Origin of the sequence: Acinetobacter sp. ATCC 27244, from assembly GCF_000156555.1 — a bacterium.
Taxonomy (GTDB): domain Bacteria; phylum Pseudomonadota; class Gammaproteobacteria; order Pseudomonadales; family Moraxellaceae; genus Acinetobacter; species Acinetobacter haemolyticus.
Genome location: NZ_GG665949.1, coordinates 54,126 through 80,763, shown reverse-complemented (window position 1 = coordinate 80,763; position 26,638 = coordinate 54,126). Strand labels below are relative to the sequence as shown.

Here is a 26,638-nt window from a genome sequence, read left to right as displayed (position 1 = left end):
TAGAAGCGAAACAAGACAGACAGAACAATCAAGTCTGGTTTGAAAACAACAATACTATTTTCAGGAAGAAATACCATGTCGAAATTATGGATCTACTCCACCCTAATGCTTACGAGTTCAGTCTATGCAGGCGACTTCATTGATAACAGTTCAGTAGAACTCACCACACGAAATTTTTATTTCGATCGTGACTATCAAAAAGAGTCAAAATATCCTGCCGCAAAAGATTGGACACAAGGATTTATTCTCAAAGCAAACTCGGGCTACACCGAGGGAACCATTGGTTTTGGGCTAGACATTCTTGCAACAGCAGGCTTTAAACTCGATGCCGATGCCGAACATGCAGGTACAGGCAATTTACTTAGAAATACGGTCACCAATGAACCTGCTGACTCTTACGGGCAAATTGGTGTCACAGCAAAAGCGAAAATGAGCCAAACTGAACTTAAAGTCGGTACCTTAAGACCGATGAATCCTGTTCTGGTTGCCTCACCTGCCCGTTTATTACCACAGACCTACCGTGGTATCTCAATTGAATCAAAGGATCTTCAAGATTTTGACTTACAAGCGGCTTATATCAATCGGGTCAACCATCGTGATTCCACCGATCATGAAAAAATGAAAATTTCAGGGGTGAATGGACGATTTAAAAGTGCTGAAACTGACGGTCTATATTATTTAGGGGGAAATTATCAGTTTAATCCTGCATTCAAACTCACAGCGTTCTATATGGATGTTGACGATCTTTATAACCAAGTGATGTTTGGGGTTTCACATCAATTCAAAATTAATGACACCACCGATCTTAGTTCGCAATTACGCTATTACCGTAGCCGCGATGATGGACAGGCAAAAGCAGGTTTAGTTGATAATGATCTTTATCATGCGTATTTCGAACTCAAACATCAAAACCATAAATTTATTGTTGGAAGCTTTCAACATCAAGGCGAGACTGCCTTTCCGTATTTGACGGTCGGAGAAACTGGACTACTCATCGATACATGGCCGGGAGAGTTTTTAAACCCAAAAGAGAAAGTCTACAGCTTCCGCTATGAATATGACTTTAAAGATTATGTACCAGGTCTACGTTTTATGACCCGTTACACTACAGGTCACAATATTTATGCACCCAACTTAGGTGGAACCAATCTAAAGGAACGAGAAACAGACTTTGATTTAGGTTACACCGTTCAAAGTGGCTGGTTAAAGAATCTAGGGTTACGCGCGCGCTACGCCATTTATGACAACAATATGCTTTCCACTGCCAACATCAAACCTTCAAATGAAACCCGTTTCAACATTGATTACACATGGAAGTTTAAATAATTCAAAACCAGAGGTTCTGTCGTGCATAGAGCCTCTTTTTATTGGGGAAAATTCATCATGAAGCATGGAATCATATTATGGATCAGAAAACTTTAGAACACTTGCCGCCCATCCATCACCATTTAGGCGGACATAATCTGCATTGGAATGACAAAAACAATGAACTCACCATCCATTACACAGCCCTCGAAAGCTTTACCAATCCACGCGGCACCATTGAAGGCGGCATGATCTGCGCCATGCTTGATGACGTGATGGGACTTTTTGCATATCTCGCCAATGATCATAAACCCGCCACCACCATCAACTTAACGATGGATTTTTTAAGACCCTGCGCTGTGGGCGAAGTCATTACAAAATGCCGATTCATCAAACAAGGCAAAACCGTACTGAATCTCGAAAGTGAAGCTTGGCAAAACCACAAAATGATTGCACGAAGTACCGCTAATTTTATGGTTTTAGGTTAATTGCAACCATTCATTCAATAAGGATATGAATAAATGAATGACTCTAACAATAAACGAATTTTGACCTACTCCGCTTTAGTACTCGCCATACTTGGTGCTTTGGCAGGCTGCGGAAGTGATAGTGATGACACATCAACGCACTCAACAATCAAGCCACCTCAGTTATCACCTGCTGTGGGTACAAAACTGACAGGAAGTTGTTCAGACTTACTCGGTTTTCAATACAACAATACGGTCATTAGCTCAGCTACGCGTCAAGAGGAAGGTACATTGACTGTCGCCAACAAACCGATTGGTGCTCATTGCTTGGTCCAAGGTTATATGGATCAACGGGTAAGCCGTGTCGATGGACAAACCTATCAAATTGGTTTTGAAATGCGTCTACCTGTTGATTGGAATGGCCGTTTTCTCTATCAAGGCAATGGTGGAACTGATGGTAATCTTGTGCCTGCAACGGGTCAGGTTGGCAGCGGTGGTCCACTCACCAATGCGCTACATGATGGTTTCGCAGTTATTTCTTCCGACGCTGGACATAATGCCTCACAAAATCCAATGTTTGGTTTAGATCCAGAAGCAAGAATTAACTATGGTTATGGTGCGATTACCAAGCTTACACCTATGGCAAAAAATCTAATTAAAACAGCATATGGTAAATTTCCAGACCGCTCCTATGCAGGTGGTACATCTAATGGCGGGCGTCACGCCATGATTGCCGCAACTCGTTTAGGCAATCAATATGATGGAATTTTAGCAAGCACACCGGGTTTTCATTTACCTCGTGCAGCCGCAGCTCAACTCTATACAGCACAACAGCTTCGTCGTGTCGCAACAGATGAAAATGACCTAAGTACCGCCCTTACCCTTTCAGAGCGTAAAGTATTAGCAAAAGCAATTTTAGATCGATGCGATGCCTTAGACGGTGTTGCAGATGGCTTGGTCCAAGATGTCGAGGCTTGCCGTACGGCTTTTGATATTCATCAGCATGTACCCGTTTGCTCAAGCACAAGAGATGCTACTTGTTTAAGTACCGAACAAATTGATGTATTCGCCAACATTTACCGTGGTCCCGTAAACTCTGCTGGACAAGCACTTTATGCAACTCAACCTTTCGACCCCGGTTTAATCGGAAGTAACTGGGCAAGCTGGAAATTTGAATCTTCGGTGGGAACAGCGCGTGACCCAGTTGCCGTCGGTATTATTTTTCAGGTTCCGCCAGACCCAACTGTGGCTCAAAACTCTAGACAATTTGCCTTTAATTATAACTTCGATACCGACTATCCAAAACTCTCGGCAACCAATGAGGTGTATACCGAAAGTTCGATGTCATTCATGATGCCACCCGATGAACTTAATCTGGATAAACTCCGAAATCACGGTGGAAAAATGATTGTGGTGCAAGGCACAGCAGACGGTGTTTTCTCTGTGGATGACACCCAAAATTGGTACGATCAACTACTCCAACGCTATGAAAATGATGCAAAAGGTACAGCACTTGAATTTGCACGTTTCTTTAGAGTTCCGGGCATGAACCATACCCGTGATGGCATTGCGACCGACCAATTTGATGCATTGACTGCTTTAGTCAACTGGGTTGAATATGGCCAAGCACCTGACAAAATCATTGCGACTGCACGTGGTGCAGATAACCCAAGTGGTCAAGTGAATACTGAACTACCGCAAGACTGGGCACCTGATCGTACGCGTCCACTTTGTCCTTATCCACTGATTGCTCGCTATAATGGTCAAGGCGATAGTGAAAAAGCCGAAAACTTTAGTTGTAAACCATAAAACTGATTTAAGTTTTAGTCTTGAATAAAAAATATAAAGAGAGCGTGAATGCTCTCTTTATAGCTTAATAACTACCCTACTGGCTGAAGATGATTCAAAGGTTTAATTTCGTACGGCAAGCCGACATAATTTTCTGCCAACGTGGTCTGTCCTGCCTGAGAAGTTAATATGTAGCTTAATTCAGCCTGTTTAATTTTATGGTCGAACTCACTTTCGGTTTCAAAACGATGCAATAGATGGGTCATCCACCAAGAAAATCGTTCTGCTTTCCACACTCGTTGCAAACATTTTTCAGAGTATTCATTGATCCCTTGTTCAGAACCTTCATGATAATACTCGACCAATGCACTCGATAAATAAGCAATATCTGAAGCAGCCAGATTTAATCCTTTAGCGCCGGTAGGAGGTACAATGTGTGCAGCATCGCCGGCTAAGAAAAGTTGGCCAAAACGCATTGGTTCTGTCACAAAACTACGTAATGGTGCAATACTTTTCTCAATGGATATACCAGTCACTAGCTTTTCACGACTTTCAGGATCTAAACGGCGTTTCAACTCTTCCCAAAATCGCTCATCAGACCAATCCTCAACATGATCTGTCAGTGGTACTTGTAAGTAGTAACGGCTACGTGTTTCAGAACGCATACTACACAAAGCAAAACCGCGTTCAGATTGCACATATATCAGCTCATCCGCAACTGGGGGTACATCGGCTAAAACGCCCAGCCAGCCAAATGGATACACTTTTTCAAAGGTCTTAATTTTATCTACTGGCACACTGGCACGACAAACACCATGATAGCCATCACAACCTGCAATGAAGTCACATTCTATTTGATAGTCTTTTCCGTGATAATGGAACGTGACTTTAGGTTCACTGTAGAAGTCATCAACTTGTACTTGTTCCGCCTCATAGAAGGAAGTTAGTTCAGCATGTTCACGTGCTTGCATTAAATCTTTGGTTACTTCAGTTTGACCATAGACCGTGACTTGTTTTCCTTCAGTCAATGAAGACAAATCAACACGATGTTTTTTCCCATTTGTTAAAATCTCAATACCTGAGTGTGGTAAGCCTTTTGTCTTTAAGTTCTGATCGACACCAGCTTGTTCTAATAAATCAACAGATACTTGCTCTAAAATACCTGCACGAATACGAGATGCTACATACTCAGCACTACGCTGTTCAATGATCACATGATCAATACCCGCTTTATATAAAAGCTGCCCGAGTAATAAACCCGCAGGTCCAGAACCAATAATTGCAACTTTCGTTTTAACGATTTCCATAACCACATCCTTGCAAATTCCTTATCTTTTAAATTACTGCTTGCGTGATACAGCATCTATATATGAAAATCAAAATTAACCGCATATCATTATGTATGTCCGATATTCGGACAAAACTGATCTAGAACAAGGAAGTTCAAATGCCTCACCCAGACGATTATTTGCAGCATCCCTATTTAAATGAACAAATTCGGCAAGAAGACTATATTGCGGGCTTAGGTAAAGGACTAAGTTTATTAGAAGCTTTTGGTGTAGACCGCCAACGCTTAAATGTTACACAAGTTGCTGAACGTACAGGGATTAGCCGAACAGCAGCAAGACGGTATTTGAAAACGTTAAAATACCTTGGCTATTTAGAAACTGATGAGCATTACTACTGGCTTACGCATCGAGTCTTACGCTTTTCAAGTTCATATTTAAGCTCCGCACATTTACCCAAAATTACTCAGTCTTTTCTAAATCTCTTATGTGCACAAACAACGCTAACTTTTTCCATCGTTGTTTTGGATGAAAATGAAGTTGTCCCTATCGCACGGAGTTATTTACCCCAGCAAGATAATCTCAGAGTCAGCCCTTTTGGAATGCATCTTGGTCATCGTTTGCCAGCACATGCCACATCAACAGGTAAGGTTTTATTAGCGGCGTTATCACAAGAACAGCAAAAACTTTGGGTACAGAAATACGGATTAAAACGTTTAACCGCATTCACAGAAACAAATGAACTTGCATTCTTGGAACGTTTACAACACATTGCAAGCTCAGATTATTGTTTGTCCAAAGAAGAACATGAACTCGGTGTAATCGCGATTGCCGTTCCTGTTCTCAATGCTCAAGGCCAAGCGATTGCAGCATTAAACTGCATGTCACAGACCAATCGCGTCCAAGAAGATTATTTAATTCAACACGTCCTCCCGCTATTGCATAACACGGCGAATGAGTTGAGAAGTATGGTTTAGATTACGGAAAAGAGATCATTTTCCCCGAAAAAATGACCTCCACTTCGGAGGCCACTTCTATTTAAAAAAGGGATTAGAAGGTTACCCGACGATAATGACGATATTCAGGTGTCCAGAAGTTATCATCGATCACCGTCTTGAGTAGATCATTACTCATCGGAACAGCCAAGCCATCTGCCATCGCTGCTTTTGCTACTTTAAAGGCAATAAACTTTGAAACCTGTTGAATATCATTAATATTTGGCAACAAGTCAGCTGTTGGGTTTTTCAGTCGAGGAGAACAATCCGCCAAAGCAGTACTTGCTGCCATCAACATTGAGTCACTAATATGTGTCGCTCCACAAGCGAGCACACCCAGTCCAATCCCAGGGAAAATATATGAGTTATTGCATTGTGCAATCGAATAAGGTTTGCCTTCATAATACACGGGAGCAAACGGACTACCTGTTGCTACAATCGCTGAACCTTGTGTCCATTCAATGATATCTTTAGGTTGCGCCTCAACTTGGGAGGTTGGATTCGACAATGGCAAGATAATTGGATGCTTATAATATTTAGCTAAAGTCTTAATCACTTCTTCGCTAAATAATCCAGCCTGTCCAGATACGCCAATCAAAATGCTCGGTTTGGCATTCTTCACCACATCCAACAAGGCAATATTGTCACTAAATCCTTCCCATGATTGAATCGCAGCGACTGGGGTTGCCAATTTTTTCTGGAAATCTAATAAATTTGCTTGTTGGTCAGTCATCAAACCAAAGCGATCCACCATGAAGATACGTGAACGCGCCTCATGATCGCTTAAGCCTTCATCGATCATTTGTCGTACAATATGCTCAGCAATACCACAACCTGCTGAACCTGCACCGACAAAGGTAATAGTCTGATCTTTAAGTTGTTTACCTTGTGCACGTGAAGCTGCAATCAGTGTCGCAACGGTGACTGCTGCCGTACCTTGAATATCGTCATTAAAACAACAAATCCTGTCACGATACTGATTAAGTAAAGGCATCGCATTATGTTGCGCAAAATCTTCAAACTGGATAAGCAAATTAGGCCAGCGTTTACGAATTGCAGAAATAATTTTTTCTACAAACTGGTAATATTCCTCACCTGTGATACGAGGACTTTTCAGTCCCATATAGATCGGATCATTTAATAATGCTTGGTTATTGGTTCCCACATCAATGGTGATCGGTAATGTATAGGCAGGACTAATCCCACCACATGCTGTATATAGCGACAGCTTTCCAATCGGAATCCCCATACCGCCGATCCCTTGATCCCCCAAACCGAGAATGCGCTCACCATCCGTGATCACGATAACTTTAACATTACGCTTATTCACATTATGAATAATCTGATCGATATATTCTTTCTCACCATAAGAAATAAAAATACCGCGATGACGACGATAAATATCAGAGAAGCGTTGACAAGCCTCGCCTACAGTAGGGGTATAGATAATGGGCAACATTTCATCTAAATGCTGACTTAATAAATTATAAAAAAGCGTTTCGTTGGTATCTTGGATGTTTCTTAAATAAATATGCTTATTTAAGTCACTGCCAAAAGATAAATACTGCTGATACGAACGCTGTGTTTGTTCTTCAATATTTTCAATATTGTTAGGGATCAAACCATGTAAATTGAATCGTTCACGTTCGTCTTCAGTAAAAGCAGAACCTTTATTTAACAAAGGTAATTCTAAAAGCGCGTTTCCAGCATAAGGGATATACAAAGGTTTTTTGATTTTAATTGGATTTACTGTCATACCGTACTCGTTCACTTCACCGTCAAATATCTAATCTTCATTGCTCAAGTCCATCCATCACTGAACTTTGGCCTTGTAATAATTTACACTAATCAAGCTCTGAAACTGTATTTATCTGGTTGTATATAAAGTGCATCATTATTTAGAGACTAAATAGTATGGCAAAATAAAGTCCAAAATGAAGTTACAATGGTGCAAAAGTTTAACTAGCAAAGTACGCATACGTTAAAATCTTATCTCACGTATACGTACTTCAGTATAATGGTGTCATTTAAGACAATTTATCCTTATAAAAGAAATAGTAACTTGCATAACACGCAATGATGAATAATAAACAGCAGACAAAACCAACTTGCATTGATGGATCAGCCACCATACTCAAGCAAGTAATCACGCAGAATACGCCACCTAAAATCGGTGTCAAAGGAAACAATGGCGCAGCAAATTTCAGATCCTTAACGGTTTTACCTGATTTGATCCATTGTCTACGGAAGTTAAATTGACTAATACAAATCGTAATCCACACCACTACCATGGTAAATGCAGCGACACCCAACAAGTTTTTAAAAATCGTTTCAGGTGCGAAATGCTCTGATAATAATCCAGGAATTGCACCGAACATGGTGACTACAATCGCAATAATCGGTGTACCCGAAGCAGTGAGCGTAGAAAATACTTTAGGTAATTGTTTTTGAATGGAGAGCGACCACATCATGCGAGATGCTGCAAATAACCCTGAGTTTGCTGCAGAAAGTAATGCGGTAATAATCACAAAACGAATAATATCTTCTGCATACGGAATCCCAATAAAATTAAATACCGTCACAAATGGGCTGCTACTAATACCACTGGCATTGAGACCGGCCATTTCAAATGGAAGTAAGGCACAAATCACCACAATCGTACCCACAAAGAAAATCAGTAAGCGCCAAATCGCAGCATTGATTGCTTTCGGTACAGTTTTGGCTGGATCTTCTGCTTCACCTGCAGCCACACCAATCAACTCAGTTCCTGAAAAGGCAAAATTAACGATCAGCATCGTGGCAAAAATTGGGAAAATACCTTGTGGAAACCAACCATGTTCTGTCAATTTACTAAACAATGGCGCTGATTCATGACCTTGATAAGGAATAAAACCAAAGATAGCCACAAGCCCCAAACCAATAAAGCAAATAATCGTCAACACTTTAACAAGTGATAACCAAAACTCTGACTCAGCAAAAAAACGAGTCGAACTCACATTGAGTGCAAAAACTAAACCTGCAAATATTAATGTCCATATCCACATCGAAACCGAAGGAAACCATTCCTGCATAAGCAATGCCGCGGCAGTAAATTCTGTACCGAGGGTGGCAGTCCATGTCAACCAATACAACCAAGTCACCATGTAACCTGTACCTGGGCCAATATAGGTGCGAGCGTATTCACCAAAAGCCCCTGAAACAGGCATATGTACAGCCAACTCTCCGAGACATAACATCACCATATAGGCAATAACACCACCGAGTAAGTAAGCTAAAACAGCCCCAAACGGCCCAGCTTGAGAAATGACATCTCCCGATCCAAGAAACAATCCTGTTCCAATCGCGCCACCTAATGAGAGCATCACCAAATGACGCTTGGTCATAGCTCGTTTTAATGGTTGTCCAACCACCACACCAGATGATGAAACATTCGATTGCTGAGATGATTCTTGCTGGGGTGCATAGTCCCCACTCAAGACATCTCCAGTCAGAAATGTCTTCTCATTGTTATTACTCATACACAATTACTCCAATTGTATTCTTATGACAACTTGTCCTTGCTGTTTCGATTTTTAAAAAAGATGATTGAGAGAATCCTTCATTTTCAATGATTTGTTTCTACTGAATATCCATATTCAAACTCCATGTACATCGTTTCCTTGAACCGCTTTTAATATTAAGACTGGTTTTTATCTACATCATTTCTTTGAGGATGAGCCCTGCCCTTAATCCAATTTTCACATTTGGATTTGGAAACAAAATCCAAACCTGCTGATCATGTGCAATATAATTTTCAGCCGCTTGCATCGCGATTACATCGCCTTTATGAAAGGTTGAAAAATTAGGGGCAGCTGCATCGAGCTGTAGTTGGAAGTTTTCACTTTGCTTTAAAATTGAATCCACAACCTTAAATTGGCGAATGGTTGTTTTTTGTCGTGTAGGTAAAACTCCACCTGTAATTACAGCGCGAAGCACTTGATCAATCGCTGAAAACTCAGCTAAGTTATTTTGACCAAATGGCTTGGCCTTACCCAACTCCAAAGTACTGCTCGCGGCCTGAAAATGCGCAGCGGTAAAATGTGTGAAGGTTTTACCCACAGCATTGTGATAGACCAAAGCATCAAGATCGGCAGCATTGAGACTTTCAATCAGAAAATCATCGTAAGGTTGCGTTTGATAAGGAAATAAAGCAAAGACAGGAAGTAATGAAGCTCGAATTGCAGTATGCAAATCATAATGATAGCGTTGGGCATCAACATTGCTTTGTTGAAAAAATTGCGTTGTAACTTGCTCTAGCAATGCAGCCCGTTGGGTTTCATCATCCATCGTTAATTGCTGATAAGCACCACAAAACATGCGGTTCATATCATTTTCTAAATAACGCACACCTTTGCGAATCGCTTGCGTATTGCCAAAAACAAAAAGTACCCGTTCTGTTAAACGCAAACGACATGCAAACAAGTCTTGAATCATCTTTGCAAGTAATTCAATCGGTGCCGTTTCATTCCCATGCACACCAGCAGACAGTATGATGGCTTTGTTATAGTGTGTTTTAGGCGTGCAGACCAACACCCCTTCACCGAGCCATTGCCAAGTAAATTCAGCTGTTTCACCTTGAGTGTGTTCAGGTGTTTGCTGCGCAAGAGTCAACTCTAGTAGATCAACCATATGCCATCACTCCCTCGTTTAACCACCTCAAATCCAATGCCAGTGTGAGCATTCGGATTTGAGGAAAATCCATATCAATCTTTTAACTACGAAGATTAGCGTTGAAAGTGATAAACCGACCCTAAACCTAAAATTTTGGTTAATTCATCTAATGCTGTACGACTCTCAATCAATAAACTTGGATCAGCTAAATCATCCTGCGTTAATTCATCACGATAATGTTGATCTACCCATTGATTGAGTGTTTTAAACAGGTCGTCATTCATAAATAAATTTGGATTAACTGCTGCTAACTCTTTTTGATTGACCGCAACACGTAAACGCAAACATGCTGGTCCACCGCCATTACGCATACTTTCACGCAGATCAAACACCTTGATGTCATCAATAGGCGTGCCCATCTGAATCATGTCATTCAAATAGCTCCAAACCGCTATGTTTTGACGAGACTCTTCAGGTACAACGATACTCATCCCACCATCTGCGCGTGTCAAAATTTGGCTATTGAATAAATATGTCGCAACAGCATCCTCAACCGTCACACGGTTTTCAGGGACTTCGATCGAAATAAACTCTTGCTCAATCCCTGCCATTTTCTGGCGAATTTCATCCAAGGCTTGTGTTTGATTCAAAAACGCATGTTGATGATGGAAAAGTACCTGTTGGTTGCTGACCGCTATCACATCATTATGAAATACACCTTGATCAATCACGTCAGGATTCTGTTGAATAAATACCGTCCGTTTTGCATCTAAACGATGTAAACGTGCAATCGCCTCACTTGCTTCACGGGTTTGACGTGCAGGGAATTTCTTCGGTGCAACCGTACCACCGAGTTGTTGCTGTCCGTAAACAAAAACTTGAACGCCAGCTTGCTCATATCCACCGCCTAGACGGTTATGATTGGCTGCACCCTCATCACCAAATAGTGCTGCATCTGGTAAGGCTTCATGATGCGCGAAATATATATCATTATCGAACATCGCTTTAAGAATTCGCGTTGTCGTATGATGCTCAATTGAGCGATGGAACTTATTATTTAGATTTGCGGCTGTAAAATGTACACGTCCGTCCGCGCTATCAGCCGATGGTGACACGGTGCATGAGTTTGCAGTCCACATAGAAGATGCTGAACTGAGTGAAGATAACAAGGCAGGTGCTGTTCGCATTGCTTGTGCAATCACCTCAATATCACTACCAGTAAAACCTAAACGGCGTAAGGTTGGAACATGTGGACGCTCTTGTGGTGCAAACACCCCTTGCTTAAGCCCTAAATCCGCAAGGGCTTTCATTTTCTTTAAGCCTTGCTTGGCAGCTAATTTCGGATTCGATGCGTTATTGCGATTTTTGGTCGATGCAACATTACCAAAAGATAAGCCTGCATAGTGGTGGGTTGGTCCAACTAAACCATCAAAATTGATTTCATAACCTGACATTTTTTTCTCCCTATCGTCACGGCACGATTTAACTTAGAGCACAATGCCCGGTGATAATTTTGAAGGTAGTGTAACGTGATCACTTTCCAGTGAAGCCATCGGCCACGCACTATAATCTGCTGCATAAAATGCACTTGCACGATGGTTACCAGATGCACCGACACCGCCAAATGGTGCAGCACTAGAAGCACCCGTTAATGGTTTATTCCAGTTCACGATGCCAGCGCGTGCTTCGATCAGCACACGATCAAATAACTCTCGATCAGGTGAAACCAAACCAACAGCCAAACCAAAACGTGTGTTATTCGCTATTTTGAGTGCTTCATCAAAATCGTGATAACGATAGATCGTTGTCAATGGACCAAAGTATTCATCATCTGGGATTGCATTCACTTCACTTACATCTAAGATGCCAGCGGTAAGTAATGAACTGTCAGCTTGAGGACGGGTCATTTCAAGTAATGGCTTTGCTCCCAAAGCAATCAGTTTGCTTTGTGCTGCCATCATCTGATCTGCAGCATGCGCTGAGATTACCCCACCCATAAATGGTTGTGGTTCTGCATCCCAAGCACCGATCACTAAGTTTTTTGCGACTTCAACAAAACGTTGAATAAATGCATCGCCATTGACGCCGTGTTTCACAATAATACGACGTGCACAGGTACAACGTTGTCCCGCAGACACGAAAGCGGATTGGATGGCTAGATTCACCACTGCATCAATATCCGTTGCTTCATCAATAATTAAGGCATTATTTCCGCCCATCTCAAGGGCTAGAATTTTTTCAGGTGCACCTGCCATTTGTTTATGCAAGTGATAGCCAGTGTTGGCGCTACCTGTAAACAGTAAACCGTCAATTTGTTCAGCAGCAGCTAAAGCCTCACCTGTGGTGCGACCACCTTGCACAAGGTTGAGCACCCCCTTTGGTAATCCAGCCTGTTGCCACAATTTTGCAGTTTCTTCTGCTGTCCATGGCGTAAGCTCACTTGGCTTAAATACCACCGTATTACCCGCAATTAATGCAGGCACGATATGACCATTCGGTAGATGCCCGGGGAAATTATAGGGACCAAATACAGCGAGTACCCCATGAGGGCGATGACGCAATGATGCGATGCCATCTGGCATTTCAGTTTCACTAAAACCCGTACGTTGATGATAAGCACGAATTGAAATCGCGACTTTCCCAATCATCGATTGGACTTCAGTCAAGGTTTCCCAAAGTGGTTTACTGGTTTCTTGACTAATCACTTGAGCCAGTTGATTTTTATTTTGTTCAAGTAAACTCGCAAAACGTTCAATAATCTCAATACGTCGTTCTAATCCAAGTCGTGCCCATGCAGGGAAAGCGTCTCTTGCTGCCGCACACGCTGTATCAACATCAACAAGATTGGCTTCGTGACCCGCCCAAATCTGTTGATTGCTCACAGGATTGGTTTTAATAAAGCTTGTACCTTTTCCCTGTACCCAAGCACCATTGATTAATAATGCACCTTGTGACATTAGTGATTCTCCATTTTATCTAATGCTAAAACTCGCACTTCGTCCTGTTCGCTAACATGGAGTGCTTGAGCTTGTGCTGGTGTGATCATTAAAGTATCGCCCTCTGAGACGCAGTTATTGATCAACAGCACGCAATAATCTTGGTATTGGTCATTGGCAACCAAATAGTGAATATCTGTCGTTTCAATTTGCTCAGTGATTTTGACTGTGAGTAAACGACTTTCCTTCACTGCACGTAGATCGGCAGTGTTGGCTTCTAAGGTTGGTCCCGCATCAAAAATATCGACATAGCCTTGATATTGAAGCCCTTCTGACATCAATACTTTAGCTGCTGGAAGTGTTTGAGGATGAACTTCGGCAATGACTGCACGAGCATCGGCGGGTAATAAATCCACATAAACCGGAAATCTTGGCATCAATTCAGCAATAAAAACTTTTTGTCCAATGCCACTCAAATAATCTACGGTCGCAAAATCCATATTAAAGAAGTGATATCCCAAGGCATCCCAAAATGGTGAATGTCCATTTTGATCAGAATAACCACGCATCTCCGCAATCAGTCTTGCTTTAAAGTGCGACTGAAATGCGGCGATAAAGAGAAAGCGTACCTTTGATAAAAATTTGCCGTTTTGATTTTTACGATAATCAGGATCAAGGAACAACGTACACAGTTCGCTACAACCCGTATGGTCATTACTCAGAAACAGTGTATCTAAGGCCTTATATACATTTAAGGTTTTCGAAGCATGCACCTGTGTGGCCACACGGAAGTTATAGAAGGGCTCGTTTAAACCCACCGCAACTTCAATCGCACTCACACCCACAATTTTTTGCAGAGTGGTGTCCTCAAGTACAAATAAATAGCTCTCATCTGACTTTTCGGCTAAACCAGCCAAGGTATTGGCTGTCCGGGTAATACGTTCAGCCAAGATTTCTTTATTTCGTGGCAAGGAGGTCAGACCAATGCCTGTCTCTCCTGCTCGTTGCGCTAAACGATAAATATCATCTAAATCCCGATGCGCTGCATGTCTAACAATCATCATGGTTAGATGCTCACAAATGGATTAAAGACGTGCTAAAGCACGAGCAAAACGACTTAGACCTTCATCAATATCTTGTTGAGAGATAATCAATGACGGCGTAAAACGCACCACATCTGCACCAGCGACGAGTGCTAAAAGACCTTCTTCACCTGCCAAGGTGACGATGTTTTTTGCTTTGCCTGCATATTCATCTTTAAGCACACAGCCAATCAATAAGCCTTGACCTCGGATTTCCTTAAACAAATCATATTCAGCATTCAATTTATTTAACGCATCTACGAAATATTGATGACGTTGTTTCACGCCCTCTAGGACTTCAGGCGTATTGATGAACTCAAATACAGCACCAGCAACAGCACAGGCCAATGGATTACCACCATAGGTTGTACCGTGATCACCCACCGCATACATATTGGCGTATTTATCTGTCGTGATCATGGCACCAATTGGGAAACCGCCACCCAATGCTTTTGCGGTGGTTAAAATATCTGGCGTTACCCCTGTATTCATATAAGCGTAGAGCGAACCTGTACGACCAACACCAGTTTGTACTTCATCAAAAATCAGCACTGCACCTTTTTCATCACACAGCGTACGTAGACCTTTTAAGAACTCAAGATCAGCAGGAACAACACCACCCTCACCTTGGATTGGTTCAACAATCACCGCACAGGTATTTTCATTAATCACTGCTTTCGCAGCTTCTAAATCATTGAATGCGGTATGTTCAATACCTTCAGGCAATGGCGCAAAATCTTGTGAATATTTCGGTTGACCGCCTGCCGTAACCGTAAATAAGGTACGACCGTGAAAAGCATTTTTAAATGCAACGATATTCTTTTTGTTAGGATTGCCACTGAGCAAACCAATTTTTCGAGCCAGTTTTAATGCGGCTTCGTTGGCTTCTGCACCCGAGTTACAGAAAAATACTTTATCTGCAAAGGTACTATCCACCAGTTGTTTAGCAAGGCGTAAAACTGGTTCATTAGTGTAGCCATTGCCAATATGCCAAAGCTTCTGTGCTTGTTCAGTTAAGGCGTTGACTGCCACAGGATGTGCATGTCCTAATGCATTGACGGCAATTCCACCTGCAAAATCAACATATTCTTTATCATTTTGATCCCACAGACGAGAGCCTTCACCACGCACTAAAATGAAATTTGCTGGTGCAAAAACCGGAACCATCCAGTCATTAAAGTTGCTACGTGTAATCGTGACATTACTCATTTTATTTACTCACTTCCTGTTTGATCATTGGGCTGTTTTTAAATATCACAGCCCAGTTTTAAGCTGATGTACTAAATTTATTAACCTGGGAAAATACCGCGTTCTTTACGCGCTTTTAAAATACGCTCACATGCCAAAATATAAGCAGCGGTACGTAAACTACATGCCTTATGCTGTGCGATTTCCCAAACATCTGCCGTTGCTTGAATCATTAATTTATCGAGGCGTTCATTGATTTCATCTTCGGTCCAGAAATAACTCGCCATGTCTTGAACCCATTCGAAATAACTGACGGTCACACCACCAGCGTTACAAATCACATCTGGGACCACGACAATATTTCGTGTGATGAACACATCATCTGCTTCTGGATAGGTTGGACCATTGGCACCTTCCAATACAATTTTGGCTTTTAGTTTCTGAGCACGCTCAACTGTAATCTGACCTTCTAATGCCGCAGGAATCAGAATGTCCATATCGACATTCCAGAACTCATCATTCGAAATGACCGTTGCCTCAGCAAATCCCTTCACACCACCATGTTCAGTGACATGCTTTTGTAATGCTTTTACATTTAAACCATCTGCATTAAAAATCGTGCCTGTGTGGTCTTGTACACACACCACTTTTGCACCAGCATGACTAAATAAATAAGCGGCTTCATTACCCACATTACCAAAGCCTTGTACAGCAACTTTGGTACCTTCAATCGTTAAGCCAATACGCTTTGCAACCTCTAAACCAGTCACAAATACACCACGACCTGTCGCACGTACACGACCTAGAGAACCACCTAAATGCACAGGTTTGCCCGTCACTACACCTGTAACTGTATGGCCTTTAATACTTGAATAGGTGTCCATCATCCAACCCATAATGTTGGCATTGGTACCGACATCTGGCGCAGGAATATCAATTTGAGGACCAATGATGGGACTGATTTCACTGGTAAAACGGCGAGTTAAACGCTCTAACTCACGCGGGGACAATTCTTTTGGATTGACACGGATGCCACCTTTTGCACCACCGAATGGGAGATTAAGTACGGCGGTTTTAATGGTCATCCATGCAGATAAGGCCATGACTTCATTGAGCTCAACATCTTGATGATAACGAATACCGCCTTTACCAGGACCGCGAGATAAATTGTGTTGAACACGATAACCTTCGAAATGACGGATCGAACCATCATCCATAACAATAGGAACATCAACGATTAATGTACGCTTAGGCGTTTTCAACGTATTAATAAAATTGCTTAGGTCTGCGTCAAGATATGGCGCCACTCGATCAATTTGAGTGAGGTAGGTTTGCCAAGCACCGCTATTTTGATCCGTATATGATAAAGACATCATCTGTTCCTTAATTAATCAATTATCCCTGTTTTTTACAGATTCCCTTTTTATTTAGGGTTTCCTGCCCTGTCATCCCTGATGCACATTCTGCGCAGCCACATCACGCCAAAAATGTTTTGGGCTTCATATACTGATTATTATTAAGAATCAAATTGATTCACAAAATTGCTTTTAATGATTAAAATGAATTAATTTTTATCAATTTGCGCATAGAAAATATCAAAATGAACAATATAGATCATATTATTCTAGGATTACTGAAAGACAATGCACGCATGTCCATTACCGACTTGGCGGCCAAAGCACGTGTCTCACGAGCAACTGTGCAAAAGCGCATTGAATACATGGAATCTACGGGTGTCATTACAGGCTATACCATTCGCTTTCGTCCCAACGCTGAAAGAAATGTGATTCGAGCATGGATGAGCATTATGGTGGAAGGTACCAAAGCCCAAGCTGTAATACGTGAACTACGCTTAGAATCCGCCGTTGAACGCTTACATACCACCAATGGTAAATGGGACATTTTGGTGGAGTTAGAATCTGACAGTTTAATCAACTTCGATAAGGCACTTGAACGTATCCGCAATATTTCAGGGATTTACAATAGTGAAACCAGTATTTTACTTTCTACATATAAAACTTAAGTCCCTATCAAGTGAAAAGCCGCTTGATACGATATGGCATCAAACGGCTTGGTAGCTCCAATGTTAATTTAGACTAAGTTTTTAAATGTGGATTTTCTAAGGGCAGATCCTTTTCTAAATGTTCATCAAAAACATCCGTCAGCATACTGTCATAACGTTTAGCATTGTATTTCAACAGCTGTTCTGCCTCTGTGGTATTAATAAAACCGACAGCAACGGCATCTGCAATATGCTCCTCAAATGACAGCCCTTTAAACTGATCTTTGGATTCTGCTTTTTTAAACTTATTCCAAAGCGGTTGTATTGCTAACAACATTTGGAAAGTAGACTCCATGCGCCCCATCACATCACTTTCATCAGTGTTGTAATACACATGTTTTTTCAGCTCTGCTCTAAATGGCGTTTCCTGTAACAACAATTGAGCCACGTCCTGCTTCAACTGATCAGATGGTTTAGCAATTGGGCGACCAAATGGGAAACATACCAATTTCACCAACTTCGCGGCAATTTTCATTGGGAAGTTATCATAGAATCCGAAAAATGCTTCCTGTGCATTAAACAAGGCTTTATTCAATGCCAATTCAGCATGTTTTTGATCAGACGCTGTACGTTGACCATTTTCATAGTATTTTAAAATCGCTGTCGCAATAAATAGATGCGAATGGATATCCGCCAAGCGACCCGAAAGCATTTCTTTGCGTTTCAAATCACCAGCTAAAATACCCAATGCCATATCTGCGGTCAGTGCAAAATCAGCACTCATTCGATTGATCACCGCATAATACGGTTTTGAAAAATCGTCAGCTTGCTTAGAGCCTTCACGAGATCCTCCCGTGATAGCAAATGCCACCGCTTTGGCACCACGATTAAAGGTATAAGCCAAATGCTTAAACAACAATGGACTAAATTGTTTAAGTGCCGCCGCTTTATCTTCTGATTGCAACAATTGCAATTCTTCAAACAAGTATGGATGACATCTCATCGAACCTTGACCAAAAATCATCAATGAACGTGTCAAAATATTGGCACCTTCAACCGTGATAGCCACTGGAATAGACTGATAGGTCAACGCAAGGAAGTTACGTGGTCCAAGCTGAATTGCACGACCACCGACCACATCCATACCATGATTAATCACTTTTCTCATGGTTTCGGTAGCGTAATACTTCGCCATGGCAGTCATTACTGCTGGCGTTCCACCCTGATTGAGTCCACATGTCACTAGATATCTAAATGATTCCAGCATATAAGCATCACTTGCAATATCACTGGTCGCTTCTTGTACACCCTCAAAATGCCCAACGGAGATTTTAAATTGTTGTCGGATACTCGCAAAAGCACCCACTAAAAGATAACCCATCTCCCCTGCAGCCGTCGCTAATGCAGGCAATGAAATGCCGCGTCCAACACCGAGACACTCCATCAACATACGCCAGCCTTTACCAGCATTCTCTTGACCACCAATAATCCAGTCGATCGGGATAAAGATATCAGTCCCTTCAACCGTACCATTCATAAAAGGGGCACCGGGATGATGTCTTGCCCCGATTTTAATTCCTTCATGGCTGGACGGAATTAAGGCACACGTAATTCCATATTCAACTTTGTTTTTATCTCCCAACAAGCCATCTGGATCGTAGAGCTTAAATGCCAGACCAATCACCGTTGCAATTGGAGCCAAAGTAATCCAGCGTTTAGAAAAATTCATTTTTAAACCAAGGACTTCTTTACCATCATGGTTTCCATAACACACGATACCTGTATCTGGAATTGCACCTGCGTCAGAACCCGCTTCAGGACTGGTTAAACCAAAACAAGGCACTTCTGTACCGTCAGCTAAGCCCGGCAAATAACGCTGTTTCTGTTCAGTGGTTCCGTAGTGCAACAACAACTCGCCCGGACCCAAAGAGTTAGGGACCATACAGCTTACTGCTGCGGTTAAAGATCGTGACGCAATCTTACTCATAATGCGACTTTGCGCAAAAGCGGAAAACTCTTTACCACCAAATGTTCTTGGAATAATTAAACCAAGAAACCCTTTATCTTTAATAAACTGCCAAACTTCTGGCGGCAAATCTTTTTGGTGATGATGAATTTGCCATTCATCTAGCATTGAACACAGTTGCTCAACTTCATTGTCTAAAAAAGATTGTTCTTCAGTTGAAAACTTTGGATAAGGATATTGATCAAATTTCTCCCAATCAGGCTCCCCCATAAATAGCTCTTTTTCCCACCAACTGGTACCTGCTTCTAACGCTTCTCTTTCTGTCGTACTCATACTTGGCATCGCATTGGAGAGAAGATTAAATGCGGGGCGACTAATCAGTGCTTCACGTAGTGCAGGAATTAATATCACGATACTCATTAGAATAATCGGTATACCAACCAATAAACTCCACGGTGTAATAAACACAGCACAGATGACTGCAACTGCAACAGAAACGAGACTACCGATTGTTTGATTTAGTTTGAAATAAAATACAGCCCACAACACAGCAAACTGAATCAACAAGCTAAGCAATATCAATAATAGAGTCATGGTTACTCCTTTGCCTTCAACTTGAATTAAGAAGAAATGTGATTAAATATTTATGCTTTACTATATTTTTTAACGTATTAAGTTAAGTGTGAAAAAAGAGTGAATTTTGATTGTACAGTGCGTTTTTTTATTTTCAGGATAAACTACTAAATATTACATAACCGCATAGAGATGAAAGGCTTTGTTGCATAATCATTAACTTTGAGTGCGATTCATTCCAAAATCATATCTTTTTTTAAAACTTTCATAATCAAATCATGATTCTACTATCTGACATCGTTTGGTAGGTATTTGGTAGGTAGGAAAAATTTTCACCCCCTGCATACTAAGCCTACAGTGATGAAATCACTGCATAACAAACAATGGATTATGGAAGAAGGAATCGCTCCATGGCTTTTAAGAATATTGCAGATCAAACTAACGGTTTTTATATCCCTTGCGTCTCACTTTTTGGACCTGGCTGTGCCAAAGAAATTGGAATCAAAGCTCAAAATCTTGGTGCTAAAAAAGCACTCATTGTCACCGACGAAGGATTATTTAAATTTGGTGTGGCGGCAACTATTTCAGAATATTAAAAAAATGCTGGTGTTGATAGCCATATCTTTGCAGGTGCTGAACCAAACCCAACCGATATCAATGTCCACAATGGTGTACAAGCATATAACGACAATGGTTGTGATTTTATTGTTTCTCTCGGCGGCGGCTCTTCACATGATTGCGCCAAAGGCATCGGCTTAGTTACTGCTGGCGGTGGGCATATTCGTGATTATGAAGGTATTGATAAAAGTACCGTGCCAATGACACCACTCATCGCAATCAATACTACGGCAGGAACAGCCTCTGAAATGACCCGTTTTTGTATCATTACCAATACTGATACCCATGTCAAAATGGCAATCGTTGATTGGCGTTGTACGCCGCTGATCGCGATTGATGATCCTAAACTCATGGTCGCTAAACCTGCGGGTTTAACTGCTGCAACTGGGATGGATGCATTAACCCACGCTGTCGAGGCTTATGTTTCTACCGCTGCAAATCCGATTACAGATGCTTGTGCAGAAAAAGCGATTAGTATGATTAGTCAATGGTTACGCCCTGCTGTTGCCAATGGTGAAAATATTGAAGCGCGTGATGCCATGAGTTATGCACAATATTTAGCGGGTATGGCGTTTAACAATGCTTCTCTCGGTTATGTGCATGCAATGGCACATCAACTAGGTGGTTTCTATAATCTTCCACACGGCGTATGTAATGCGGTGCTTTTACCCCATGTTTGCGAATTCAACCTGATTGCTTGCCAAGATCGTTATGCAAAAATTGCAGAATTGATGGGGATCAACACGGAAGGTTTTACTGAAACGGAAGCAGCATACGCCGCAATAGATGCGATTCGAGAACTATCCGCTTCGATTGGTATTCCTTCTGGTTTGACCGAACTTGGTGTGAAAACCGAAGATCTTGCCATCATGGCTGAAAATGCACAAAAAGATGCCTGTATGTTAACCAATCCTCGCAAAGCCACCCACGCTCAAGTGGTTGAGATTTTCAAAGCTGCACTTTAAATTTATTTCCTCTCAAAAGTAAGCCAAAGCACTCCGACGACAGGCTTACTTTTTTGGGAATATCTCTGCAACGGTATTCCCTTTTTTTATTTCAATACTCGTTGAATTAGAATAAGCATCAACTTAACAACTCATATCAAGATTTCTTGCTGATGTCTAAACTCTACGGCAACCCATTATTCCAAATAAAATTGAAAAGTTAAGTGCATAAGACACTAGGACAATCCAAAGATATAAATATAATTCACAGCTTATTACATAATAAATCCTATGACTATCAAAGGCCTATTTATTAAATATTATCAGCCATGTTATCTTTAAACTTCCAATTATTAGAGCAGTAAAAGCCAATGAATATCATTTTATTTTTCAACAAGTTTAAAGGTATGAAAACAATCCTTTGGTTGATGGTTTTTGCATTGATAAGTAATACCGCTTTTGCGAATGAGGTCAAAACCGTTGTATTAATCAATAATGTTAATATTTTCAACGGTAAGGACAATAAAATCGTTAAAGGCAATGTATTAATAGAAGGTAATTTAATCAAAAAAATTAGTAACACACCCATCATGACAAATAAGAGTGGTTCTACAAAAATTATAGATGGAAAAGGTCAATATTTAATTCCAGGATTAATTGATAACCATGCTCACCTCATGTTTGAAAGTATTCCTCAACAACAAGCGATCTTGTCTGATTATGCATTCATCAATTTATTTGCTGCACACGCTGCCGAAAAGCAATTATTACGAGGTTTTACTACGGTACGAGATATGGGTGGTGGTGCACTCTCTTTGGCAAAAGCGATAGATCACGGCTTGGTTAATGGCCCTCGAGTTTTTGCGAGTGGTGCTTTTATTTCTCAAACTGGTGGACATGGTGATTTTGGATTCCCTACTGACGTTCCTCGAAAAATAGGAGAACTTTCATATCAAGAACGAAATGGTATGGCTGTAATCGCTGATGGTGCAGATCAAGTTCTCATCCGTTCCCGTGAACAATTACGTCAGGGTGCGACCCAATTAAAGCTCATGGCTGGTGGAGGTGTCTCCTCTAATTATGATCCTTTGGATGTCAGCCAATACACCGAAGCAGAGTTCAAAGCTGCTGTAGATGCTGCTTCAAATTGGGGAACCTATGTAACTGTTCATGCTTATACCCCTCATGCGATTAGAACAGCGATCAACGCAGGTGTAAAATCTATTGAACATGGGCAACTGATCGATGACAAAACTGCCAAACTGATGGCTGAAAAAGGGGTTTGGTGGAGTCTACAACCCTTTTTAGATGATGAGGAAGCGATTCCTTTTCCTGAAGGATCGGCAAATAGAAAAAAACAACTTGAAATGACGAAAGGCACTGATAATGCCTACAATCTTGCGAAAAAATATAATGTGAAATTAGCATGGGGAACAGATTGTCTATTCGATCCTTCTTTGGCGGTAAAGCAAGGCAAGCAACTCGCTAAAATGACAAGATGGTTCTCCCCTTATCAAGTCTTAAAAATGGCAACTTATGACAATGCTCAACTCTTATATCTAAGTGGCAAAAGGAATCCTTATCAAGATGGAAAATTGGGAGAAATATCAGAGGGTGCATATGCTGATTTAATACTCGTCAATGGTAATCCACTAGAGAATATTCGATTAGTAGAAGATCCTGAAAACAATTTTAAGATCATTATGAAAGACGGTAAAATATATAAAAATACTATAGAAAGCTCATTTTGATTTGATCGATTAAAAATAGCGAGAACACCAGTCTTTGTTCTCGCTATTTAGATAGCAAAACATTGAGTTTTTTCGTGATACCTATTTTAAAGCACTATGGAATATAAACAGCCTACTATTCATTCTCATTTCAAGACGAGCAAAGCGAAATAAATGCTTTGAGTTATATTTATCCATCCTTATTTAAAAGCATATAATCGCCTCGATATTAATTTATGATAACCAATATTTAAGGCATATCTCTAAATTTAGTCAGTGATTGATGTGCAGGATGCTCAGCAGGTAATAATTCCATTAGACGCTCAACGGCATCGATTGCTTCAGGAAAATGAGCAACGTGTTTCAATAGTAAATCCGTTTCTGTGGTTTTAAAAATCGCATCACTCAAACGCGACTCTAAGCAATCTCGCCATGCACATAAAAATGGGCTTTCAGTTTTAGTAAGAAAAACACCTTTATATAACTGCAATGCAGAAGCCACATATCCAGAATCAAGTGCTTGTTCAGCTAAAAGAAAATCTGCTTCTACATCTGCCAATAAACGATATGGTCTTGAACCCAGCATTCCACCTAAGATATCTCTCAGTTGCGACATTTCAGCTTTTAAAGTGCCGATACTCACTTTACGTTCACCATATAAAGCTTGATGCAATTTTTCTAGATTTAAGCCATTTGGACACAATACCAATATTGCCAAAATCTCAATTTGGCGTGGTGTAAGAACCAGCGATTTACCATTAAAGAAAATCTGCGGTGTCGAAAAAGCACGAATGTATAAATGTTGTCGTTGCTGTTCGATCAGTGCCGTTTGAATAATCGAGGCGCAACGTTCAACAGCTAATACGCCTAAACTATTATGTTTTTTCCATGTAGTCGATAAATCCACTACACCTAAGACTTGCTTAGAATACGGATTAATGATCGGTGCCGCATAACAAACCCAATCATGAATCGACTCCATATAGTGTTCATTTGAAAACACACAGCTGGATTGTTGCGTTTTAAGTGATAACGCTAAAGCATTGGTACCGACGACCTCCTCTGCCCACTGCCCACCCGCGATAAAATGTACCTTTTCAGCAGCACTTTGCATTTGCGTACTTGAAGCTGTCCATATAATAGTACTTCCAACATCCCCCACAGCGATCACCATCGATGACTGTGCAGCGATATGGCTCAGTTCATTTGAACAAGCATTTAAGGCTTTATCCAAACTACTTGAATTTTTCTTATTTTGATTGAGTAAAGGTGCTGCAAGGCGCTCTTTTGGAATTGAAGACGATACAGATCGCTGCCAAGAACTCGCAATACTCTGCTCTAATTTCTCAGCGCTTTGGGGAGACAAACTATTTTGTTGCTTTAACTGATCAATAGACTGTCTTTGCCGTATTAGCTCTTGTTTTGTAAACATTTGTGTATCCCTCACACTTGAGCATGGTTTCCAACCTTTCTCCAACCTTCACCGATCTATCCTAGTGAAATAGCGTACAAAAGTACCTTATACCAAAGCTGTAGATGCTTAAGATCAATTATAAGCAAAGGAATATTTATATGCGTTACATCGATCCGAATCAACCTAATTCAAAAGTCCAGTTTAAACCACAGTATGAAAATTTCATTGGTGGTCAATGGGTCGCTCCTACTAGAGGAGAATACTTCGATAACGTTTCGCCTGTCGATGGCAAAGTGTTTACAAAGATACCGCGCTCTTCTGTCGAGGACATTGAACTGGCACTAGATGCAGCACACAAAGCTAAAGCAGAATGGAATAAAAGCTCTCCAACATTCCGTTCAAATATCTTACTTAAAATTGCTGATCGCATGGAAGCAAACCTTGAAATGCTTGCGGTAGCAGAGACTTGGGACAATGGTAAACCTGTTCGTGAAACACTAGCAGCGGACATTCCATTGGCAATTGATCATTTCCGTTATTTTGCAGGGTGTATCCGCGCACAAGAAGGCGGCATTTCAGAAATTGATGAAGATACCATTGCCTATCATTTCCATGAGCCGTTGGGTGTGGTCGGTCAAATTATCCCATGGAACTTCCCGATTTTGATGGCCGCTTGGAAACTTGCTCCTGCACTTGCAGCAGGAAATTGCGTGGTTTTAAAACCGGCTGAACAAACTCCAGTTGGAATTTTATTGGTTCTCGAACTCATTCAAGATATTTTACCAGCAGGTGTGTTGAACGTCATCAATGGCTATGGTGCTGAAGTCGGTCGTCCTCTCGCAACCAGTCCACGTATCGCTAAAATTGCATTTACAGGTTCAACCCAAGTTGGACAGTTGATTATGCAATATGCGACAGAAAATATTATTCCCGTCACACTCGAACTGGGTGGTAAATCTCCGAATATTTTCTTTGAAGATATTATGGATAAAGAAGATGATTTCTTGGATAAAGCGCTAGAAGGCTTTGCCATGTTTGCCCTAAACCAAGGTGAAGTATGTACCTGCCCATCTCGTGCCTTGGTTCAAGAAAGCATTGCAGATGCATTTTTAGAAAAAGCCATTGAGCGCGTCAAGCGAATCAAGGTGGGACATCCTTTAGATACTGAAACCATGATTGGTGCTCAAGCTTCTCTTGAACAACAAGAGAAAATTTTACGCTGCATTAGTACAGGTCGTGAAGAAGGTGCTGAGCTGTTGACAGGTGGTAGTGCGAGACAAGAAGTTGGTGAAGGTTTCTATATCGAACCAACAGTGTTTAAAGGTCATAACAGTATGCAAATTTTCCAAGAAGAAATTTTTGGTCCTGTGCTATCAGTAACGACATTTAAAGACTTTGATGAAGCCATTAAAATCGCAAACGAAACTATCTATGGTCTGGGTGCAGGTGTTTGGGCGCGTTCTGCACATACCTCATATCGTGCAGGTCGTGCGGTAGAAGCAGGTCGTGTATGGACCAACTGCTATCATATTTATCCTGCACATGCGGCATTCGGTGGATATAAAAAATCAGGCATTGGTCGTGAAAACCACCGCATGATGTTAGATCATTATCAACAAACCAAGAATCTTTTGGTGAGCTACTCAACCAAACCTGCTGGATTCTTCTAATTATCCATTTCATTCCTCAAAAAA

The 26,638-nt window shown here is 41.1% G+C and carries 18 protein-coding genes and 1 pseudogene; 8 read left to right on the top strand and 11 right to left on the bottom strand.

The genetic code is table 11. The features are described from left to right. The first annotated feature begins 75 nt into the window (after positions 1-75). From HMPREF0023_RS00340 to HMPREF0023_RS00330, 3 genes are all read left to right on the top strand, one after another. Complete coding sequence (locus tag HMPREF0023_RS00340; protein WP_005091254.1) at positions 76-1,326, top strand: OprD family porin; 1,251 nt, start codon at positions 76-78, stop codon at positions 1,324-1,326. A gap of 77 nt (positions 1,327-1,403) precedes the next feature. Next, a complete protein-coding gene (locus HMPREF0023_RS00335; RefSeq protein WP_005091256.1) occupies positions 1,404-1,793 on the top strand; it encodes a PaaI family thioesterase in 390 nt (129 codons plus the stop codon). A 33-nt stretch (positions 1,794-1,826) separates the two neighbouring features. After that, the gene (locus tag HMPREF0023_RS00330) at positions 1,827-3,581 is read left to right on the top strand and encodes a tannase/feruloyl esterase family alpha/beta hydrolase (RefSeq protein WP_005091258.1); all 1,755 of its coding nucleotides are present in this window, start codon (positions 1,827-1,829) and stop codon (positions 3,579-3,581) included. Positions 3,582-3,652: 71 nt separating this feature from the next. On the opposite strand, the gene pobA is transcribed toward HMPREF0023_RS00330, so the two are convergent. Then, on the bottom strand, positions 3,653-4,867 hold the full coding sequence (gene pobA, locus HMPREF0023_RS00325; protein ID WP_005091261.1) for a 4-hydroxybenzoate 3-monooxygenase: 1,215 nt from the start codon (positions 4,865-4,867) through the stop codon (positions 3,653-3,655). 140 nt (positions 4,868-5,007) lie between these two features. On the opposite strand from pobA, the gene HMPREF0023_RS00320 reads away from it, so the two are divergent. Next, complete coding sequence (locus tag HMPREF0023_RS00320; protein WP_005091264.1) at positions 5,008-5,823, top strand: IclR family transcriptional regulator domain-containing protein; 816 nt, start codon at positions 5,008-5,010, stop codon at positions 5,821-5,823. A gap of 73 nt (positions 5,824-5,896) precedes the next feature. Here the strand turns inward: HMPREF0023_RS00320 and HMPREF0023_RS00315 are convergent, their stop codons facing one another. The 8 genes from HMPREF0023_RS00315 to HMPREF0023_RS00280 form a co-directional block, all read right to left on the bottom strand. After that, positions 5,897-7,597 (bottom strand): NAD-dependent malic enzyme, encoded by a 1,701-nt coding sequence (locus tag HMPREF0023_RS00315; protein ID WP_008940888.1) that lies wholly within the window; start codon positions 7,595-7,597, stop codon positions 5,897-5,899. Between the two features lie 271 nt (positions 7,598-7,868). Further along, the gene (locus tag HMPREF0023_RS00310; protein WP_004638274.1) at positions 7,869-9,359 is read right to left on the bottom strand and encodes an amino acid permease; all 1,491 of its coding nucleotides are present in this window, start codon (positions 9,357-9,359) and stop codon (positions 7,869-7,871) included. Positions 9,360-9,534: 175 nt separating this feature from the next. Then, complete coding sequence (astE, locus tag HMPREF0023_RS00305; RefSeq protein ID WP_008940887.1) at positions 9,535-10,509, bottom strand: succinylglutamate desuccinylase; 975 nt, start codon at positions 10,507-10,509, stop codon at positions 9,535-9,537. A gap of 95 nt (positions 10,510-10,604) precedes the next feature. Next, entirely contained in the window at positions 10,605-11,945 is a 1,341-nt protein-coding gene (gene astB, locus HMPREF0023_RS00300) for an N-succinylarginine dihydrolase (protein ID WP_008940886.1), read from the bottom strand. Positions 11,946-11,978: 33 nt separating this feature from the next. Continuing rightward, positions 11,979-13,448, bottom strand: coding sequence for a succinylglutamate-semialdehyde dehydrogenase (astD, locus tag HMPREF0023_RS00295; RefSeq protein WP_005091274.1), 1,470 nt, complete (start codon positions 13,446-13,448; stop codon positions 11,979-11,981). Next, positions 13,448-14,491 carry an arginine N-succinyltransferase gene (astA, locus tag HMPREF0023_RS00290; protein WP_008940885.1) on the bottom strand — a complete coding sequence of 348 codons (1,044 nt, stop codon included), beginning with the start codon at positions 14,489-14,491 and terminating at the stop codon, positions 13,448-13,450. The genes astD and astA overlap by 1 nt, the downstream gene beginning before the upstream one ends. Before the next feature lie 21 nt (positions 14,492-14,512). Continuing rightward, positions 14,513-15,718 carry an aspartate aminotransferase family protein gene (locus tag HMPREF0023_RS00285; RefSeq protein WP_004638269.1) on the bottom strand — a complete coding sequence of 402 codons (1,206 nt, stop codon included), beginning with the start codon at positions 15,716-15,718 and terminating at the stop codon, positions 14,513-14,515. A gap of 80 nt (positions 15,719-15,798) precedes the next feature. Further along, positions 15,799-17,073 carry a Glu/Leu/Phe/Val family dehydrogenase gene (locus HMPREF0023_RS00280; protein WP_026056308.1) on the bottom strand — a complete coding sequence of 425 codons (1,275 nt, stop codon included), beginning with the start codon at positions 17,071-17,073 and terminating at the stop codon, positions 15,799-15,801. Positions 17,074-17,297: 224 nt separating this feature from the next. Between HMPREF0023_RS00280 and HMPREF0023_RS00275 the strand changes: the two genes are divergently transcribed. After that, a complete protein-coding gene (locus HMPREF0023_RS00275) occupies positions 17,298-17,720 on the top strand; it encodes an Lrp/AsnC family transcriptional regulator (RefSeq protein WP_004638267.1) in 423 nt (140 codons plus the stop codon). A gap of 73 nt (positions 17,721-17,793) precedes the next feature. Here HMPREF0023_RS00275 and HMPREF0023_RS00270 read toward each other — a convergent pair whose 3' ends face one another. Further along, positions 17,794-20,259, bottom strand: a complete 2,466-nt coding sequence (locus HMPREF0023_RS00270) for an acyl-CoA dehydrogenase (RefSeq protein WP_008940883.1) — start codon at positions 20,257-20,259, stop codon at positions 17,794-17,796. Positions 20,260-20,648: 389 nt separating this feature from the next. Here HMPREF0023_RS00270 and mdh point away from each other — a divergent pair. Next, a pseudogene (gene mdh, locus HMPREF0023_RS00265) lies at positions 20,649-21,821 on the top strand (iron-dependent methanol dehydrogenase). 350 nt (positions 21,822-22,171) lie between these two features. After that, on the top strand, positions 22,172-23,551 hold the full coding sequence (locus tag HMPREF0023_RS00260) for a metal-dependent hydrolase family protein (RefSeq protein ID WP_008940880.1): 1,380 nt from the start codon (positions 22,172-22,174) through the stop codon (positions 23,549-23,551). 229 nt (positions 23,552-23,780) lie between these two features. Here HMPREF0023_RS00260 and HMPREF0023_RS00255 read toward each other — a convergent pair whose 3' ends face one another. After that, a complete protein-coding gene (locus tag HMPREF0023_RS00255) occupies positions 23,781-24,962 on the bottom strand; it encodes a helix-turn-helix domain-containing protein (RefSeq protein ID WP_008940879.1) in 1,182 nt (393 codons plus the stop codon). 140 nt (positions 24,963-25,102) lie between these two features. Between HMPREF0023_RS00255 and HMPREF0023_RS00250 the strand changes: the two genes are divergently transcribed. Continuing rightward, positions 25,103-26,614: an aldehyde dehydrogenase family protein gene (locus HMPREF0023_RS00250; RefSeq protein WP_017396620.1), complete on the top strand. Its 1,512-nt coding sequence runs from the start codon at positions 25,103-25,105 to the stop codon at positions 26,612-26,614. The last annotated feature ends 24 nt before the right edge of the window (positions 26,615-26,638 follow it).

What these genes read in the sequence shown, in the direction of transcription:
- HMPREF0023_RS00340 (WP_005091254.1), top strand. Translation starts at nt 76, where the DNA reads ATGTCGAAATTATGGATCTACTCCACCCTAATGCTTACGAGTTCAGTC.
- HMPREF0023_RS00335 (WP_005091256.1), top strand. Translation starts at nt 1,404, where the DNA reads ATGGATCAGAAAACTTTAGAACACTTGCCGCCCATCCATCACCATTTA.
- HMPREF0023_RS00330 (WP_005091258.1), top strand. Translation starts at nt 1,827, where the DNA reads ATGAATGACTCTAACAATAAACGAATTTTGACCTACTCCGCTTTAGTA.
- pobA (WP_005091261.1), bottom strand. Translation starts at nt 4,867, where the DNA reads ATGGAAATCGTTAAAACGAAAGTTGCAATTATTGGTTCTGGACCTGCG.
- HMPREF0023_RS00320 (WP_005091264.1), top strand. Translation starts at nt 5,008, where the DNA reads ATGCCTCACCCAGACGATTATTTGCAGCATCCCTATTTAAATGAACAA.
- HMPREF0023_RS00315 (WP_008940888.1), bottom strand. Translation starts at nt 7,597, where the DNA reads ATGACAGTAAATCCAATTAAAATCAAAAAACCTTTGTATATCCCTTAT.
- HMPREF0023_RS00310 (WP_004638274.1), bottom strand. Translation starts at nt 9,359, where the DNA reads ATGAGTAATAACAATGAGAAGACATTTCTGACTGGAGATGTCTTGAGT.
- astE (WP_008940887.1), bottom strand. Translation starts at nt 10,509, where the DNA reads ATGGTTGATCTACTAGAGTTGACTCTTGCGCAGCAAACACCTGAACAC.
- astB (WP_008940886.1), bottom strand. Translation starts at nt 11,945, where the DNA reads ATGTCAGGTTATGAAATCAATTTTGATGGTTTAGTTGGACCAACCCAC.
- astD (WP_005091274.1), bottom strand. Translation starts at nt 13,448, where the DNA reads ATGTCACAAGGTGCATTATTAATCAATGGTGCTTGGGTACAGGGAAAA.
- astA (WP_008940885.1), bottom strand. Translation starts at nt 14,491, where the DNA reads ATGATGATTGTTAGACATGCAGCGCATCGGGATTTAGATGATATTTAT.
- HMPREF0023_RS00285 (WP_004638269.1), bottom strand. Translation starts at nt 15,718, where the DNA reads ATGAGTAATGTCACGATTACACGTAGCAACTTTAATGACTGGATGGTT.
- HMPREF0023_RS00280 (WP_026056308.1), bottom strand. Translation starts at nt 17,073, where the DNA reads ATGATGTCTTTATCATATACGGATCAAAATAGCGGTGCTTGGCAAACC.
- HMPREF0023_RS00275 (WP_004638267.1), top strand. Translation starts at nt 17,298, where the DNA reads ATGAACAATATAGATCATATTATTCTAGGATTACTGAAAGACAATGCA.
- HMPREF0023_RS00270 (WP_008940883.1), bottom strand. Translation starts at nt 20,259, where the DNA reads ATGACTCTATTATTGATATTGCTTAGCTTGTTGATTCAGTTTGCTGTG.
- HMPREF0023_RS00260 (WP_008940880.1), top strand. Translation starts at nt 22,172, where the DNA reads ATGAATATCATTTTATTTTTCAACAAGTTTAAAGGTATGAAAACAATC.
- HMPREF0023_RS00255 (WP_008940879.1), bottom strand. Translation starts at nt 24,962, where the DNA reads ATGTTTACAAAACAAGAGCTAATACGGCAAAGACAGTCTATTGATCAG.
- HMPREF0023_RS00250 (WP_017396620.1), top strand. Translation starts at nt 25,103, where the DNA reads ATGCGTTACATCGATCCGAATCAACCTAATTCAAAAGTCCAGTTTAAA.